The sequence below is a fragment of the Ignavibacteriota bacterium genome, from assembly GCA_013285405.1.
GTDB lineage: Bacteria > Bacteroidota > Ignavibacteria > Ignavibacteriales > Ignavibacteriaceae > IGN2.
In genome coordinates, this window is sequence record CP053446.1 from 3497829 (window position 1) to 3514895 (window position 17067).

General features: G+C 33.9%; 16 protein-coding genes. 4 read left to right on the plus strand and 12 right to left on the minus strand.

Annotation, left to right across the window (positions count from 1 at the left end):
• Positions 1-6: 6 nt before the first annotated feature.
• Positions 7-567, minus strand: coding sequence for an HAD family hydrolase (locus HND39_15430; GenBank protein QKJ97558.1), 561 nt, complete (start codon positions 565-567; stop codon positions 7-9).
• Positions 567-2060: a glycogen synthase GlgA gene (glgA, locus tag HND39_15435; GenBank protein QKJ97559.1), complete on the minus strand. Its 1494-nt coding sequence runs from the start codon at positions 2058-2060 to the stop codon at positions 567-569. The genes HND39_15430 and glgA overlap by 1 nt, the downstream gene beginning before the upstream one ends.
• Before the next feature lie 169 nt (positions 2061-2229).
• Here glgA and HND39_15440 point away from each other — a divergent pair, with 169 nt between their 5' ends.
• From HND39_15440 to HND39_15455, 4 genes are all read left to right on the plus strand, one after another.
• Positions 2230-2745: an SPOR domain-containing protein gene (locus tag HND39_15440; protein ID QKJ97560.1), complete on the plus strand. Its 516-nt coding sequence runs from the start codon at positions 2230-2232 to the stop codon at positions 2743-2745.
• On the plus strand, positions 2745-3992 hold the full coding sequence (locus tag HND39_15445; protein QKJ97561.1) for an imidazolonepropionase: 1248 nt from the start codon (positions 2745-2747) through the stop codon (positions 3990-3992). Before HND39_15440 ends, HND39_15445 begins: the two co-directional genes overlap by 1 nt.
• Positions 3993-4346: 354 nt before the next feature.
• Entirely contained in the window at positions 4347-5222 is an 876-nt protein-coding gene (locus HND39_15450) for a T9SS type A sorting domain-containing protein (protein ID QKJ97562.1), read from the plus strand.
• 88 nt (positions 5223-5310) lie between these two features.
• Entirely contained in the window at positions 5311-5634 is a 324-nt protein-coding gene (locus HND39_15455) for a T9SS type A sorting domain-containing protein (protein QKJ98036.1), read from the plus strand.
• A gap of 44 nt (positions 5635-5678) precedes the next feature.
• On the opposite strand, the gene HND39_15460 is transcribed toward HND39_15455, so the two are convergent.
• From HND39_15460 to pheS, 10 genes are all read right to left on the minus strand, one after another.
• Positions 5679-7316, minus strand: coding sequence for an Ig-like domain-containing protein (locus tag HND39_15460; GenBank protein ID QKJ97563.1), 1638 nt, complete (start codon positions 7314-7316; stop codon positions 5679-5681).
• A gap of 70 nt (positions 7317-7386) precedes the next feature.
• The gene (gene mltG / locus HND39_15465; GenBank protein QKJ97564.1) at positions 7387-8430 is read right to left on the minus strand and encodes an endolytic transglycosylase MltG; all 1044 of its coding nucleotides are present in this window, start codon (positions 8428-8430) and stop codon (positions 7387-7389) included.
• Positions 8431-8436: 6 nt separating this feature from the next.
• On the minus strand, positions 8437-9474 hold the full coding sequence (gene tsaD, locus HND39_15470) for a tRNA (adenosine(37)-N6)-threonylcarbamoyltransferase complex transferase subunit TsaD (protein QKJ97565.1): 1038 nt from the start codon (positions 9472-9474) through the stop codon (positions 8437-8439).
• A complete protein-coding gene (locus HND39_15475) occupies positions 9474-10373 on the minus strand; it encodes a proline dehydrogenase (protein QKJ97566.1) in 900 nt (299 codons plus the stop codon). Before HND39_15475 ends, tsaD begins: the two co-directional genes overlap by 1 nt.
• An 80-nt stretch (positions 10374-10453) precedes the next feature.
• Positions 10454-11068 carry a dephospho-CoA kinase gene (locus tag HND39_15480; GenBank protein ID QKJ97567.1) on the minus strand — a complete coding sequence of 205 codons (615 nt, stop codon included), beginning with the start codon at positions 11066-11068 and terminating at the stop codon, positions 10454-10456.
• A gap of 30 nt (positions 11069-11098) precedes the next feature.
• Positions 11099-12664 carry a ribonuclease Y gene (rny, locus tag HND39_15485; GenBank protein QKJ97568.1) on the minus strand — a complete coding sequence of 522 codons (1566 nt, stop codon included), beginning with the start codon at positions 12662-12664 and terminating at the stop codon, positions 11099-11101.
• Between the two features lie 239 nt (positions 12665-12903).
• Entirely contained in the window at positions 12904-13200 is a 297-nt protein-coding gene (locus HND39_15490; GenBank protein ID QKJ98037.1) for a cell division protein ZapA, read from the minus strand.
• Between the two features lie 74 nt (positions 13201-13274).
• The gene (locus HND39_15495; GenBank protein QKJ97569.1) at positions 13275-13583 is read right to left on the minus strand and encodes a hypothetical protein; all 309 of its coding nucleotides are present in this window, start codon (positions 13581-13583) and stop codon (positions 13275-13277) included.
• Positions 13584-15986, minus strand: a complete 2403-nt coding sequence (locus HND39_15500; GenBank protein ID QKJ97570.1) for a phenylalanine--tRNA ligase subunit beta — start codon at positions 15984-15986, stop codon at positions 13584-13586.
• Positions 15987-15998: 12 nt separating this feature from the next.
• Positions 15999-17012, minus strand: coding sequence for a phenylalanine--tRNA ligase subunit alpha (pheS, locus tag HND39_15505; protein ID QKJ97571.1), 1014 nt, complete (start codon positions 17010-17012; stop codon positions 15999-16001).
• Positions 17013-17067 lie beyond the last annotated feature (55 nt).

Genomic DNA, 17067 nt, shown 5'->3' on the forward strand with positions numbered 1-17067 from the left:
ACTCCGCTAAATATCACCAAGTATTAAGTTACAAGCATTTGCTAAATTTTCGGCTACAAAAGTTGGAAAATTATTTTCTTTTTGCAAGATAGAAAAACTCTCCTCACCTTTTCCTGTTTTGACTAATATTGTCTTCAATCCTGCATTTTTCCCGCAATCAATATCAGCAACTGTATCACCGATAAAATAAGATTGATTCAAATCAACATTAAACTCTGCTGCAGCATCAAATATCATTTTAGGCGAAGGTTTTCTACACTCACATTCTTCCGGCGTACTGTAATCTGGATGTGCAGGACAATAATAGAACGCATCAATACTCACTTTGAAAGCAGTTAAAAGTGAATTTATTTTTTCGTTAACAGCATCAACATCTTCATTTGACATTATTCCCCTTGCGATTCCTGATTGATTTGAAATTACAATAAGCAGGAAACCAAATTTTTTTAAAGTGTATAATGCGTCGCCGGTTTCTTTAAATAAAACTACTTTTTCCGGATCACTTATATAACCGGGGTCTTCGTTGAGTGTTCCATCCCTGTCAAGAAAAATGGCACGGATGGACATCAACTCTCATCTAGGATTGTCTTATACAATTCAATGTATTTCTTTGCAGAGGAGTGCCAGCTAAAATCTTCTTTCATACCGGCTCTTACAATTTTATCCCAGGTTTCTTTATCCTGATAAACTTTTATTGCACGTTTGACTTCACTGAGAAACTCTTCAGCATTGTATTTCTTAAATACAAAACCATTACCATCTTTTGATTTTTCGCTGAATCGTTTTACTGTATCAGCAAGTCCGCCGGTCTCACGAACTATCGGAACAGTTCCATAGTTTAAACTGTACATCTGATTAAGTCCGCATGGTTCGTACTTGGATGGCATCAGAAACATATCAGCACCACCTTCAATTAAATGTGCGAGGTCATCATTAAATCCGAGATAGCAAGCGAATTTATCACTGTGCTTTCTTGCCATCTGATCAAAAAAGTTATGATATTCTTTATCACCTGTACCAAGCACAATCATTTGAATGTTTTCTTTGAGCAGTTGAGGAAGAATTTTTTGAACGAGGTCTATTCCCTTTGAATCATACAATCGCGATATCAAACCAATAATCGGAACATCTTCATTGAATTCAAATCCAAATTTTTCAGCAAGAGCTTGTTTGTTGACCACTTTTTGTTCAACATTTTTTATTGTGTACTTTTTAGGAAGATGTTTATCCCGATCAGGATTCCACACTTTATTATCGATACCGTTTATTATACCATAGAGATCATCTTTTCTCTTAGCCAGAATATCTTTCAACTGACCACCGATTTCAGAATCTGTTCTTATTTCGTTTGCATAAGTTTCACTTACTGTATTTATGATATCTGCAAACAACAAACCGCTTTTCATAAAATTCAATTTACCTTTGTGAAGTATTCCTTTATCAGAATTCAGACTTTCCGGTAAACCGGTTTTCTTGAATGAGGATTTTGGAAATTCACCCTGATATGCAAGGTTGTGAATTGTAAAGAGTGTTTTAAACTTATCAAAATTTTCTTCGTTTTTGTAAACAGTTTTAAGATAAGCCGGAATCAAACCACACTGCCAGTCATTGCAATGAATTATATCCGGAATCCATCCCAATTTAATAATCAGTTCAAAAACTGCTCTGCTTAAAATTATAAATCTTTCATCGTTATCTTCATAATCTTTCCCAGTCATAGGATCAGAATAAAGACTATTTCTGCTTCCAAAATATTCCTGATTATCAAGAAAATAAATTTGCACTCTGATTTTTTGTCCGGGAAGAAAACACGATTTTAAAGAAAAGATAACCTCTTTGCCTGCTATATCAATCTTAATGTCTTTTAATCTTACAACTTCGTGAATTTTAAACTTCCGATCATCAACTGCACCATATTTTGGAATAACAATACGAACTTCATGACCTAACTCAGCCAGAGTTTGAGGCAATGCTGCTGAAACATCTGCGAGTCCGCCTGTTTTTACAAACGGAACAACTTCTGATGTTACAAACAGGATTTTTAGCTTTTTTGTAGACATTTTTTTGAAAATTTATGGAATGATATTGCAAAATTACGAAAACACGTTTTCTTTAACAAAATTTGATGAAATTATTATTACTCAGACGTTTGTTTATCAATAATAGCTTTATAACAACAGAATATAGTTTTAAATTAAAGTGTAATTAATAACATTTTTAGAGAATAGATTGAAAATTGCTTTATCGCTTGTTGCTGTCTGCGTTCTGCTGATTGGTTGCAGTGCTGCAACCGGTTCACGTTATGAAACTAAAAAAGAATCAAAACCCGAAATTAAATTAGAACAAAGTTCTGAAGTAATTGAAGATTTTGATATTACTCCTTACCGCACTAAAATAGAAATCGAAGCTCCGCCAATCGGGACTGACAAGCTGCCACCAGATGTTTGGTACGGCTACAATTCTGATTCTACAAGTATTGTAAAAAAAATTATTGGAACTGCGGATGGTTACAGAGTTCAGGTATTATCAACTGATGACATAGATCAGGCGAATAATATTCGTGCTGAAGTTTATGAAAAGACTTCCAGAAAGGAAGTTTATGTAGTTTTTGAACCACCGTTTTATAAAGTTAAAGTTGGAGACTTTACTGTAAAATCCGAAGCTGAAAATCTCAGGTTTAAACTGAACCAACTTGGTTACACAGAATCTAAAGTTGTTCAGGAAACCATAAATATTTTTGAATGATGAAAAAACTTTTATTTAATCCGGCATCTGTCATTACAGTCAATACATCAGGAAAAAATTACAAGCGTGGGAAAGAACTATCTGAGATTGGTTGTCTGGACAATCACTCGATAGTTATCGAAGACGATTTAATTAAAGATATTGTCAGCACTGCATCAATTGATAAAAAAAATTTCGATGAAGTAATTGACTTAACCGGAAAAACAGTTTTACCCGGTTTAGTTGAATGTCACACGCACACAGCATTCGCCGGTTCACGAGCTGATGAATTCAGACAGAAGTTGAGAGGAATTGGTTACGAAGAAATTGCAAAAAAAGGCGGTGGAATAAATACAACCGTAACTGCTGTACGTTCATCTTCATTTGAAGAGCTTGTGAACATAATAAAACCAAGAATTGATCATTTTATTTCGCAGGGAATTACCACTCTTGAAATTAAAAGCGGGTACGGATTGAATTTTGAAAATGAAAGAAAGCTTTTGCAGGTAATAAATTTTCTTGACGAAATATATCCAATAGATATTATTCCTACTTTTCTCGGTGCACATACATTTCCAAAAGAACACAAAGAGAATCACCAAGCTTATGTTGAAGAAATAACTGAGAAGATGATTCCTCATTTTGCAGAACAAAAGCTTGATGAGTTTTGCGATGGGTTTTGTGAATCAACAGCTTTTTCAGCAAATGAAATGGATGAGATATTCACCACAGCAAAAAGTTATGGTCTGAAACTTAAACTGCATACAGATCAATTTAATTCAATCGGTGGACTGGATATTGCATTAAAACACAAAGCAATTTCAGTTGATCATCTTGAAGTAATAAAAGATGAAGATGTTCCAAAACTAGGACAATCAGAAACAGTGGCAGTTCTTCTTCCAGGAGTTTCTTTTTTTCTGAATCATCAATTTGCACCTGCAAGAAAATTGATAGATCAAAATGCAATTGTCGCTCTCGCTACTGATTATAATCCCGGCTCATCTCACATTTCAAGTTTGAGTTTGATTATGAGTATTGCAGCATTAAAGATGAAGATGACTATCGAAGAGACAATAAGTGCAGTAACAATTAATTCTGCTAAAGCTTTATGCAGAGAAAAAAGTATCGGCTCAATTGAGATAGGTAAGAAAGCTGACTTTGCTGTTTTAAATACTACTGACTATGCTGATATCGTTTATTCGATTGGCAGTAATTTGAATTGTATGACGATAAAGGCTGGGAATGTTATTTATCATTCTGCCTTTTGAAATTAAGTGTTCTTTTAATTACCAACTGCAAGTTGTCAAAATTTGACTGTATTACCCTTGACATTCTAAAATCCGTTTCCTAAGTTGGGATTGAAATTAATTCAGGGTAGAAAACCGATGAACTTTTTTTCAGAAATAAGTTCTTCAAAGCTGGCACGATATTTAACTTTCTCTCTCTTTCTCCGGAGCGAGAAAGATGGTGAATTTATTTTCACCAATCCAGATTATTCTGTATGAAACTTTCAAAGTTCTCATACAATCATTCAATCAACCATCCATTCATTTCACTTACTTTCCCACAGGTTTTACATAGCTTGAAAAAAACCGAATTTAATTAAACAAACAGGCTTTACAATGAAAAATATTCTTCATCTTATAATATTAGTTTTAATAACAACAACTGAGGGTGTTAAATCTCAGGAAATTAATCCGCTTGATTTTTTCCCACATCACCTTGGGGATTTGTGGCAGTATATTACCTACACGCAAACTGGTGGCGAATTTTGGGAAAGGAAAATAACTGCTATTGATACCGTGTGGTCAGATTCCTCTATAATTATTACTGAGCGTATAAGGAATTCTTACGATATTAAAAATAAGATCTATTTAAATGATAGTCTTATTGTTTATTGGGAAAGCTGGGGAGGAGGTATATGGGAACCAAGATATAAGTTTAATGTCCTCATAAATACTTTTTGGTTAAGCGATCCATTTTTCCCTTTTTATACAAAATATATTAATGAAAGTGAAGAATTAGTTTTCGAAGATACTCTTTTGTATAGAGAGTACTGGACGGCACCAGATACTTTCTTTATCTTAGCTCTTTATACTGAATGTTTAGCATTAGGGATCGGATTCTACTATGGTGAATTTGAAGTTGGTATTACAGTTCTGAATGGATGTATAATAAATGGAATTCAATACGGCATAATATTAAATATTGAGGATCAAAATGGAGATGGACTACCTTCCGAATATATCTTAGATAACTTTCCAAATCCATTTAATGGTCAGACAACAATTCACTATTACTTACCCTCTACTGATCATTTAACAATAAGTATTTACGACGTTCTTGGAAATGAAATTGAGAAATTATATAGTGGAGAGGAAAAGGAAGGACACCATTATAAAATCTGGAATCCAAAAACGAATTCAAGCGGACCATATTTTGTTGTTATGAGAACTAATGAAACACAAATAACTCATAAAATTTTATTTCTTAAATAGGAGAATAAAAATGAAAACGATTTTCAAAATTACTTCAATAATTGTCTTGATATATTCTTTTCAAATGTTTGGACAGTATTAAGTTAACATAGATATTGTTAAACCGTCGGCTGGTGATAAGCCCTCTGATTATTCTCTAAATCAGAACTATCCTAATCCTTTTAATCCTGTTACAACGATTGACTACTCAATCCAAAAAGCTGGAGAAGTATCGTTTAAGGTTTATGATATGCTCGGAACTGAAGTAGCAAACTTAGTAAATGAAAATCAAGAAGCAGGAAATTATTCAGTTACTTTCAACGCAGCAGAACTTCCGAGGCGATCAGGCTCAGCATTGACGAGTGGAATTTATTTCTACACATTAACTTCAGGAAATTTTATGGAGACGAAGAAATTAATTTTGCTGAAGTAAATTAACCTTTTTTGGGGTACTATAAATGTACCCCAATATTAATTTCACTTAAACCTAAAAATCAAATCTGTTACTTCCCATCTCGGTCGAAGGTTCAAAGTATCCGGATAAAAGGAAAACCTTTCTGAAAATTCAATTGGTTCAGGCCAGCCGTAATTATATTTCCCACTGCTATCCTCATCCAGAAAACACCAAAGTAAATACTTCCCAGGTTCAATGCGCGTAAATTCAAATTTATCATCACTGATATTCAATTGATATTTCAATTGCGGATTCTCTCCATTTTCTAAAATCAATACGGGATTTTTTGTGTAATCCAGATCAATGATGTTTCCGGACAATCCTGTAAAATCTAATCCTGAAATTGTTCTGAATTTAAATTGAAATAAGGAATCAGTTTTGTTACCAGCAAGATCAACAAAATTTCTCAAATGAAGTTTTACCAAATAGTCTTTGTCCGGTTTTAAACTTTCAAACGGTTTAATCACGAGCGTTGCATCGTCATAAAAATCCAGGTCAAAAGAAATCGGTTTGCCAAATGTATCTGTCAAAGCAACTGCAGAGATATTAAAATCTTTATTGAAAGCTTCATCAAAGAAAATTTTAATTTCAGTATTTTCAAAGTCAATCGAACCACTTGCTGCTGGTTCTGTTGAAACAATTTTTATTGAATTAGTATCTACTCTATCGCTGACAACAACTTTGGTAAAATCATTTGACATAACATTTCCAATTTCATCAGTCAAAGTATCTGCGATTAAATAAACCAGGTTTGCAGGATTAATTTTAGATTCGAACATTAGAATAAATTCTTCGGGTTTTGTTTTCCCTTTGAACGCGTACTGCATCTTGTAAATTTTATTGTCAGTAGAATCAACAACAGTAAAATTATCAGCTCTTGTCGATTCATTACTTACTGGCTTGTTGCAGCTCACAAGAAGGTGATTGTGATCTGTCATAATAGCACCAATCAATCTTGGTGATGATACGTCCGCATTAAAAAGCAAAAAGTATAAACCTGAATAAAGTGAATCTGTTTCACTAAGAATTATGTCAGTCTGTGGTATTCCTATCTTATCCTGGTCCTGCTGATATAAATAATCTTTGTACTGATCATTCACTGCAAAAATTCTATAAGTTCCGGAACCTAATCCCTGCAAACTAAAATTGCCGCCAATTCCTGTTTGCGAAACATAATCAGGTTTACGTTCTAAAATTGAATCTACACTCTCCCCCAGTTTATAAGCATAAATAAAAATACCTTCGTTTTCTTTTCCATATACTTTTCCTGAAATGATTCTCCTGTCAATCTTCTCCCCTGTTGAAAAAGAAAACGTAAATGACTGAGCCATTCTGTTTTTATTATTTAAATCAATAACATCTGTCCCGATAGTAATTGTGTAGGTAACATCTTCTTTTAGTTGAACTGGAAAAGTAACTTCAAGCGATGTTCCGCTCCAACTGTATTCAAAATTGCCTTCAATATAAGGTGAGATAAAAATTGCATCCCGAACAGATCGTTTATCAACATATTCTGAAAAATTGATTTCGAAATAATTTTCATTAAAATTTATTGTGCCATCAGGCGGATAAACTTCTACAATTTTTGGTGGAATTTTATCAACGTCACCTCCTCCCGGCGGAAGCTGATTTGCACACTTTGTAATTAAGATAAAAGACAAAAGGATAAAGATTAAAGTGTTTTTATTATTTATTTGTCTTTGTAACAATCGTTTCCGAATAATTTGATAATTAATTATTAGCTTTTGAATTTTGCTTCCTGATAAACTCTCTGTACTTTTTAACATTGTTATTGTGCTCGGTTAAATTTTTACCAAACACATGACCACCTGTACCATCAGCAACGAAGTAAAGATAATTATTTTTTTCCGGATAAAGTGCAGAGATGATGGCTGCTCTACCAGGATTGTTAATTGGTCCGGGAGGTAATCCGAAATATTTATAAGTATTGTATGGAGAATTAAGTTCAAGATCTTTATAGGTTAATCTTTTCCAGCCGCCAGGAATAACATACTGAATTGTTGGATCAGCCTGAAGTTTCATTCCAATCCGTAATCTGTTATGATAAACACCGGAAATTCTTGGCATCTCATCTTCTTTATTTGTTTCGCCTTTAATAATTGATGCAAGTGTTATAATCTCGTGAACAGTAAAACCAATCTCATTTGTTCTTTGAATCAGACTATCATTGTAAAAATCCTTGAAGGCATCATAAAATAGCGTGATTGCTTCTTGCGGTGAGCTTCTTTCGTAGATTTCATAATCGGTTGCAAACAAATAACCTTCAAATGATTTTTGATGAAGACCGAGCGAATCCGCAAAAGTTTTATCGTTGGCAAGTCTTACAAACTCTGTCGAATCAATGTAAACATATTTTTGCAGACGATGAGCAAGCCATTTAATAGTTTGTCCGGGATTAATCGTTAAAGTTCTCTGAAAATCACATTCACCTGAAATAAATAAATCAAGCAGATCGAGATAACTCAATCCATTCGGAATACGGAATCTTGCTGCCCGGATTTTTTTTTCAGCACCGTAAATAAACGCTGCTATTTTAAAATTAGTTTTGCCGGGAATTATCCCCTTCTCAAATAATCGTTCAGCTATTGAATCAAAACTTTCGCCTTTACTGATATCAAACCTAATTGGCGAACTGCTTGTAAAATAGTTCGGAGTAAAGAAAGTCAGATAAGAAATAATTAATATGAATATGAAAACACCAACTACACTTAAAAACTCCCAGCGAGTCAACAAATTTTTAAATCTACTTTGCATCAATTATTAATTCATCCTGAGAAAATGATTTTCAGGAATTGCAGGATACGGTTTAACACTCAGATCATCAGTTGCACCTGAAGAATAAAGCTGAAATCCTCTCAGTGCAATCATCGCAGCGTTATCTCCACAGTATTCCATTGACGGAATAATACAAGGAATATTAAATTTTTTAGAAAGAGCCGTCATTTCATCTCTTAATTTTTTATTTGCTGCGACTCCGCCAACAAGTGATAGTGAATTAACAGTGTAATCATTCAATGCACGCACTACTTTTTGAAGCAAAGCATCAACCAGAGCTTTTTGAAATGAAGCTGAAATGTTGTTCAAATCTTTTTCAGGGATGTTCTTTTCAGGAAAATTATTTTGTACAAATCGAAGCACCGATGTTTTCAATCCACTAAATGAAAAATTGAATTTATCTTTTAATTCAGCAATCGGAAACTTAATTGAATTCTCATCACCATTTAATGCACTTGCTTCTATCTGTGGACCACCGGGATATCCAAATCCCAATAATTTTGAAACTTTATCGAATGCCTCACCTGCTGCATCATCGACAGTTGTACCGAGCAAATATACTTTAGTAAAATTTTCCACATACAATAAAAGTGTATGACCACCGGACACGACCAAAGTTAACATTGGAAATTCAGGTTTTTTCTCCATCAGAAATCCGGAAAATATATGTCCTTCAATATGATTAATTGCTATTAAAGGTTTGTTCAGCGAGAATGATAAACCTTTAGCATAAGTTAGTCCAACGAGTAACGCACCGATTAATCCCGGACCAGCAGTTGCAGCAAACAAATCAATCTGATTTAGACTTAATCCTGTAGTTTTTAATGCTGAATCAATAAGTGGTTTAATTATTTGCAAATGTGCTCTGCTCGATAATTCAGGAACAACCCCGCCGAAAGCTTTATGAAAATGTTGTGATGATATCAGATTTGCTTTTACTTCATCATTAATAAGAATGGCAACCGAAGTTTCATCACAGGAGCTTTCAATTCCCAGTATATTTAATTTCCGGGAATCAGTCATCACCTGAATGCAAAAAATTCTTTTACGATATGCCCTGCCATATTCGGGTTTTCCTGAAGCCTTCTGATTGAATATTTATACCAATCATTACCAAACGGAACATAAATTCTTATCTTAAATCCATCTTTATTTATTTTATCTCTGAGATCCTCTCTCACACCGAGCAGCATCTGGAACTCAAACATATCTTTTGGAATTTTGAGTGACTTGATCAGTTCATACGCTTTATCAATAAGATATTTATCGTGGGTTGCAATACCAACATAATTTCCATTCTTCAACATTAGTTCAAGACTTTTCAAATAATTATCTCTGATTGCTTGTTTTTCTTTATACGCGATTGCTGCGGGTTCAATATAAATTCCTTTACAGAGACGATAGTTCGTCCCGATTTTATTCAGGACAATAGTATCATTCACAGTTCTTTTCAGATAAGCCTGAAGCACAATCCCAACATTATTGAACTCTTCATAAATTCGTTTATACACTTCGATGGTCAAATCAGTGTATGAAGAATCTTCCATATCAATCCGAACAAAATTATTTATATCACTTGCTCTTTTAACCAATTCTTTTATTTGCTGGTATGCAAATTCTTTATCGATAGCCAAACCCATTTGTGTTGGCTTAATAGAAAGATTCGCTTTTAAATTATGCTTGACAATCGAATCAAAAACTTCAAGAGCTTTTCGCCTGGCATCGATTGCTTCTTCCTGAGTATTTACTGATTCACCAAGCACATCAAGTGTTGCCAGGATACCTTTAGCATTTAATTCTTTTACTTTGTTTACTGCTGATTGAAGGGTTTTGCCTGCGATATATTTTTTTGAAAATATCCAAACAATGTTTTCAGGCATCGATTTGACTGTTTTGACAAGAAGATTATGAACTATAGACACAACATTCTCCGAAAATATTATATACAAAATTACAGCATTTTTCTTACTGCAAAAAATGCATTCATACCGGAAGATGATTTTTATTGATTTACGATAGACTTTAACAGCTTTATGAGAAGCAAAGCTTTATCCTGTAAATCTTTAGTCGAAGTGTTGTTTGAGAAAACAAAATCTGATTTTTTCTTTTTTTTATCTTCATCAAGTTGGTTTGCTTCACGTTGCAAAAATTCCGCTTTGGAAAGTTTTTTTGATAGCATGGTACGTTGCATTCTCAAGTTTATATCGGAAGTGATCAATACTACATAGTCGTACATTTTTTCAATTTTTGATTCGAATATCAGCGCTGCTTCAACAAATACTATGTCGGTTTTCTGAAAATATTTTTGAGAAAGTTTTTCAATTTCTGTTCTTACTTTCGGATGTAATATGGAATTTATTTTCTTCAGCTCAATGGTATCGGAAAAAATTGAAGCAGCTATATATTTTTTATCTGGTTTATCACCGTTAAATGCTGATGGTCCAATTACTTTAATTATTTCTGCTCTGACTTGCTTGTCATCGGCTAAAATCCGCTTTGAAATTTCATCAGCATAAAGTACCGGGAAACCTTCATCGGAAAGAAATTTTGCGAAAGTTGATTTACCACAACCAATGTTCCCTGTAACAGCAACTTTAATTTTTATTTGTTTCTTCATAAAAAAAGAAAATAGAAATACTATCCTTTTTTACTTAGCGTATCCAATTTTTCTGACTTCACGTATAACAGTCACTTTTATTTGTCCGGGGTATTCCATTTCACTTTCAATTTTTAAGGCAATTTCCTTTGCAAGTTTGTCAGCCAGAATATCATCAACTTTTTCATGTTCAACAACGACTCTTACTTCTCTTCCAGCCTGAATTGCGTAAGTTTTTGCAACACCTTCAAAAGATTTTGCCAGCGATTCAAGGTTTTCAAGCCGCTTAACATAACTTTCAAGCGGTTCACGTCTTGCACCAGGTCTTGCACCGCTAATTGCATCAGCAGCCTGAACTAAAGCAGCAATCGGATGTTCCATTTCAATATCTTCGTGATGAGACCCAACTGCATTTATAACGATTTTATTTTCATTATATTTTTTTGTGAATTCATAACCAATTAATGCGTGAGGACCCTCAACACTTTTATCAACTGTTTTTCCAATATCGTGAAGCAACCCAGCACGTTTAGCCAAATTTGTTTCCATCCCAAGTTCAGAAGCCATTATACCGGTTAGATAAGCTACTTCAATACTATGCTGCATTAAATTCTGCCCAAAACTTGAACGGTATTTCATCTTACCAATATGCTTTATAAGTTCGTTATGCATATTGTGCAACCCTAATTGTAATACTACATTTTCGCCATCGCGGATCATCTCCTCTTCAAGTTCCTGTTTCACTTTCTCAACAACTTCCTCAATCCTCGCCGGATGTATTCTGCCATCAGAGATTAATCTTTCAAGCGATACTCTTGCAACTTCTCTTCTGAATTGATCAAACGAAGATAGGATTACTGCCTCTGGCGTATCATCAACAATTACATCTACTCCTGTGCTTGATTCAAACGCACGTATGTTTCTTCCTTCCTTGCCAATAATTCTTCCTTTCATTTCATCATTTTGGATCTGGACTACGGATACGGTACTTTCAATAGAATGGTCGGCAGCGGTTCTTTGAATTGATTGGACAATAATCTTTTGAGCCTCTCTCTTACCATCAGCTTTAGCTTTATCAGTAATATCTTTTATTATTGATGCAGATTGAGTCTTAGCTTCATTGACAAGATTCTCCATCAGAATTTTTTTAGCTTCCTCCGATGAGAGACCGGATATTTTCTCGAGTTTTGCATTTTGTTCAAGCTCGATACGATTGATGTCGTCTAACTTTTTTTCAATATTTTTGTTCTGTTGAGCGAGTTCCTGTTCATATTTTTTATTTTCGCGTTCCTTTTGTAAAACAAGGTCGAATTTCTTCTCACTGTTTTCTTCCCTTAACTGGATTTGTTTTTCCAGTGCAGTTAGCTTTTGGCGTTTCTGTTGAACCTCTTTATCAAATTCAGTTTTCTTTTTATACCATTCATCTTTCACTTCAAGCAGTTTTTCTCTCTTAATATTTTTCGCATCTTTATCAGCATCATCAAGAATTTTTTTTGCCTGATCTTCTGCAGTCAGGATACTTTTCTTACCAATCCTGGAATTCATCATCCATCCAAGGTAAAAGAACACAACTATAACAACCACGAGCATCGGTATTAGAACATACAATTCAGCCATTTTTCCTCCGTGCAAATTTTATTTTTTTAAGCCGCTTTCACTGCCCCGTAATTAATAGGAAAAACCCTATTAATCACAGTGGGAATGTTCCCAGTCGCTTTTTACTTCCACTGCTTTCCCAAAGGGTTAGTCCTCAATACAAGATTGAAGATGAGGCCTGTAATACACGCCGGAGTAATACTCCCAATTAGTTTATGTTAGTTTTTCACTAATTATTAGGAGCAGTGAAGCGGTTATAATTAGGATGGGTCAATCGAATGTTGATCTGACAGAAGAACTTTTATTCTTTTAACTTTATCCGAAGCTTGAATTAAAAATTCCCGGTTCTTGTTTTTTTCTAAAAATAAATCATACGCAATATTCAAACAGGCAATAATAGCAATAGTTTGAGCTGGTTGATCAGGCAATTCGTCTTTTGTTTCTTCCATAACCTTATTTACATAAATAGCCAACTCTTTTGCTATTTCTTCATTTTCAACAAGCAGAGAATATTCTTTGTCAAATATTTTTATTTTCAGCTTCTTTTTTTCCATCAGTATTTCTTCGTTAACCCACGAACAAATTGTTTAAGAACTATATTAATTAGTTTTTCTTCAGAAAGATATACCTTTTAATCTGAAGATAAATGTTTATCTATTCTGTTTATTAATTCTTTTATTTTACTTTTGATTTCTTCCCGTTCTTCTAAATTTAATTTTGATTTTTCCTCCGATTTAAATTTTGTGTCTTCCAATTCTGATTCCAATTCAGAAATTTTTTGATGAAGAAGGTTTTTATCCTGCTGTATTTCATTCAATGAAATTTCCAGTTCTTTATTTCTGCCGATAGTATCACTGTATTTATTTTTCAGAATCTCCACCTGAGATTCTAATTTTCCTAAATCACCGATTAAAGTTTCATATTTCGCCAGGTCAACCAATTATTTACCTCTCAGTATTGCGTTAAATTGTTTTGTCACTTTATTTATTAAATTCTGAAAATCCTGGTCAACTTCTTCATCAGTTAATGTTTTATTATAATCATAGTACTCTAAATTGAATGCCATACTTTTTTTATTATTACCAATATCTTTACTTTCATAAAGATCAAAAAGTTCAACAGATTTAAGAATGCTTCTGCTTTCTTTTAAAATAAATTCCTTTACTATGGAATAATTTATCGAATTATCAAATAAAAAAGCAAAATCCCTATGTACTTTTGGGTATTTCAGTAATTCAATGAATGACTTCTGAGAAGATTTGAATTTCCTGAATACTTCGAGATCACATTCAAATGCATACACTGGCTGATTTATATCAAACATTTTAAGAATGATTTGTGTCAATTTACCACCAGCACCAAACTGCAGATCCTTAAAGTTTATGGCAAATTGAAAATCGTAAATCTTATTCTGTATGGAATTATAAGAATCATTTAAAACATAGTCAAGCGGAATTTTGGATAAAAATGAATTTACCATACCCTTTAAATCAAAAATATCGTATTCAATTTCCTCTGAATACCATTTCCTGGTTGTCTTTTTACCTGAAAGAATAAGTAATAATTTCTTGTTTTCAGCAAAATCCTTAAATGAATTAAGGTTGTCTGTCAATTTTCCAAATGTATTTCCGATTTCAAATACTGCTATATCTTTCTCACCTTTTTTTATATTTTCGGATACAGCCGATAGTGCTGCAACGAGCAATGACGTCCTCAAGAATGCCATATCCTGACTCTGTGGATTTGCAATTTGTACTGGATTACCTGCTATTTTAGTTTTGGGTTCAGAGATAAGCGGATTATTAACCATTTCGTTAAAACCGAGTGCAACCATAGTTTCTCTAACTTTCTCTTCAAGTTCAAAATCATCTTTTCTTTTATGCAGTGTAATACTAACTTTTTCAATTACAGGGATTTTATTGTAACCAGCTATCCTTGCCACTTCTTCAATTAAATCTATTTCTCTTTCAATATCAGGTCGATAAGTCGGAATAATCACTTCAACAGCTTCACCGAGATCTTTGAGTAAATTGATGCCTAATTTTTGAAAGATTCTCATCACTTCAGATTTTGGAACCTCATAACCAAGTAACTTATTCATTCGATTCAGACGAAGAGTAATTTCCTTTTGCCGAATCTTGGTTGGATATTCATCAATCGCACCTTTTGCAATTTCACCACCAGCTATTGAAGTAATTAATTGTGCGGCTCTTTGGGCAGCATATAAAGTATTTGATGGATCGATTCCTCTCTCAAATCTGTAAGACGAGTCAGTTGATAGCTGTAATTTTTTAGAAGTTCTCCGAATTGAAGTCGGATTAAAATAAGCTGATTCAATCAATATATTCTTTGTAGATTCTGTAACTTCCGAATTTGCTCCGCCCATGACACCAGCAATAGCAACTTCACGTTTTCCATCACAAATCATCATAGTTCCGGCAGTTAATAATCTTTCTTTTGAATCGAGAGTGGTGAATTTAAATTCATTAGTCAAGCTGCGGATAACAATCTTTTTATCATTTAAATTATTAAGATCGAATGCATGTAATGGCTGTCCCAATTCGTGAAGAATAAAGTTTGTTACATCAACAACATTATTAATCGGTCTGAGTCCGATTTTCTTTAATTTATTTTTGAGCCAGTCTGGGGATTCCCGAATAGTCAAGCCAATCACAACTTTAGCAGAATATCGCGGACAATTTATTTTATCTTCTATCTCAACGCTTGCAAATTGCCTAATATCATTTTGCGATTCACTGAAATCTAATTTAGGAATTCTGAGATCACGATTGAATATTGCAGCCAGATCTCTTGCGACTCCGATATGTGAAAGTGCATCTGGTCGATTTGGAGTTACTGCTACTTCAAGTATTACATCGTTTAATCCAAGTGCATCACTAAATGGTAGTCCTGCAGATAGATTCTTGTCAAGGACTAAAATTCCAGAATGATCATCGCTTAATTCTAATTCATCTTCAGCACAGATCATCCCGAAAGATTCGACACCACGGATTTTAACTTTTTTAATCTCCACATTCCCTTTTGGAATATTGGTTCCAATTGGTGCGAATGCTACGTTCTGCCCCGCTGCAACATTTGATGCACCACAAACAACTTGCAATTCATTATTACCATCAAAGAGAGTACAAATTGTAAGTCTATCGGCATCGGGATGCTTGCTTGTATCCTTAACAAGTCCGACAATAATTCCCGAATATTTTTTATTCTGATCTTCAAAGTCTTCGACTTCAAGTCCGGACATTGTTAATTGATTAACGATCTCATCAGTTGAGATTCCATCGAGGTTAACGTATTCTTTTATCCAGTTAAGTGAGATTTTCAAGAAAAATTCCGTTTAAAACTGTTTGAGAAAACGCAAATCATTTTCAAAGAATATTCTTATATCTGTGATTCCGTATTTGAGCATCGCTATTCTTTCTATTCCCATTCCAAATGCATAGCCACTATATTTTTCTGAATCATAATTAACATATTTAAAAACATTCGGGTCCACCATTCCGCAGCCGAGAATTTCGAGCCAGCCAGTATTTTTACAAACTCTGCATCCACTGCCTTTACAGATATAACAAGTAATATCCATTTCAGCACTCGGTTCAGTAAATGGGAAGAAGCTTGGTCTGAATCTGTATTTCAAACCATCACCGTAAAATTGTTCCGCAAAAGAAACCAGAGTTCCCTTCAATTCCGCAAAAGAAACATCAGTATCAACATAAATACCATCAACCTGGTGAAACATGCAATAACTTCGCGAACTTACTGCTTCATTCCTGTAAACTCGTCCAGGCATTATTGCTCTGATAGGAGGACTTTCTTTTTCCATAATCCTGATCTGCACCGGAGTAGTGTGTGTGCGAAGTAAAAATTTATCGGAGACAAAAAATGTATCCTGCATATCTCTTGCAGGGTGATCAGGTGGAAAATTTAATGCTTCAAAGTTGTAATAGTCAGATTCGAGTTCTGGACCGTCATAAACAGAAAAACCGAGTCCTTTAAAAATTGATTTGATCTCAGAAAGCGTTTGTGTGAGTATGTGCCGGCTTCCAAGTTTTATTGTTTTGCCGGGTAAAGTTAAATCAAGGTTTGCAGATCCAGAGATACTTTTTGATTCAAAAATTGATTTCTGATCACTGAATAATTGATTAGCATTATTTCTAAGATTATTAAGCAGTTTACCGAAAACAGGTTTCTCTTCTCCGGAAAGTGTTTTCAGATCATCAAACAGCTTTGTAATAATTCCATTGCGACTCAGATATTTAATTCGTATTTGCTCAAGTTCAGTTTCTGTAGATACTTTATGAATATCATCACTAAATTCTTGTTCGATTCTTTCTATATCAGAAATCTGCATAAAGGGAATTACTGAAGGTTTTAAAAAATACCCCCAAAGAAATAATAATCTTTCT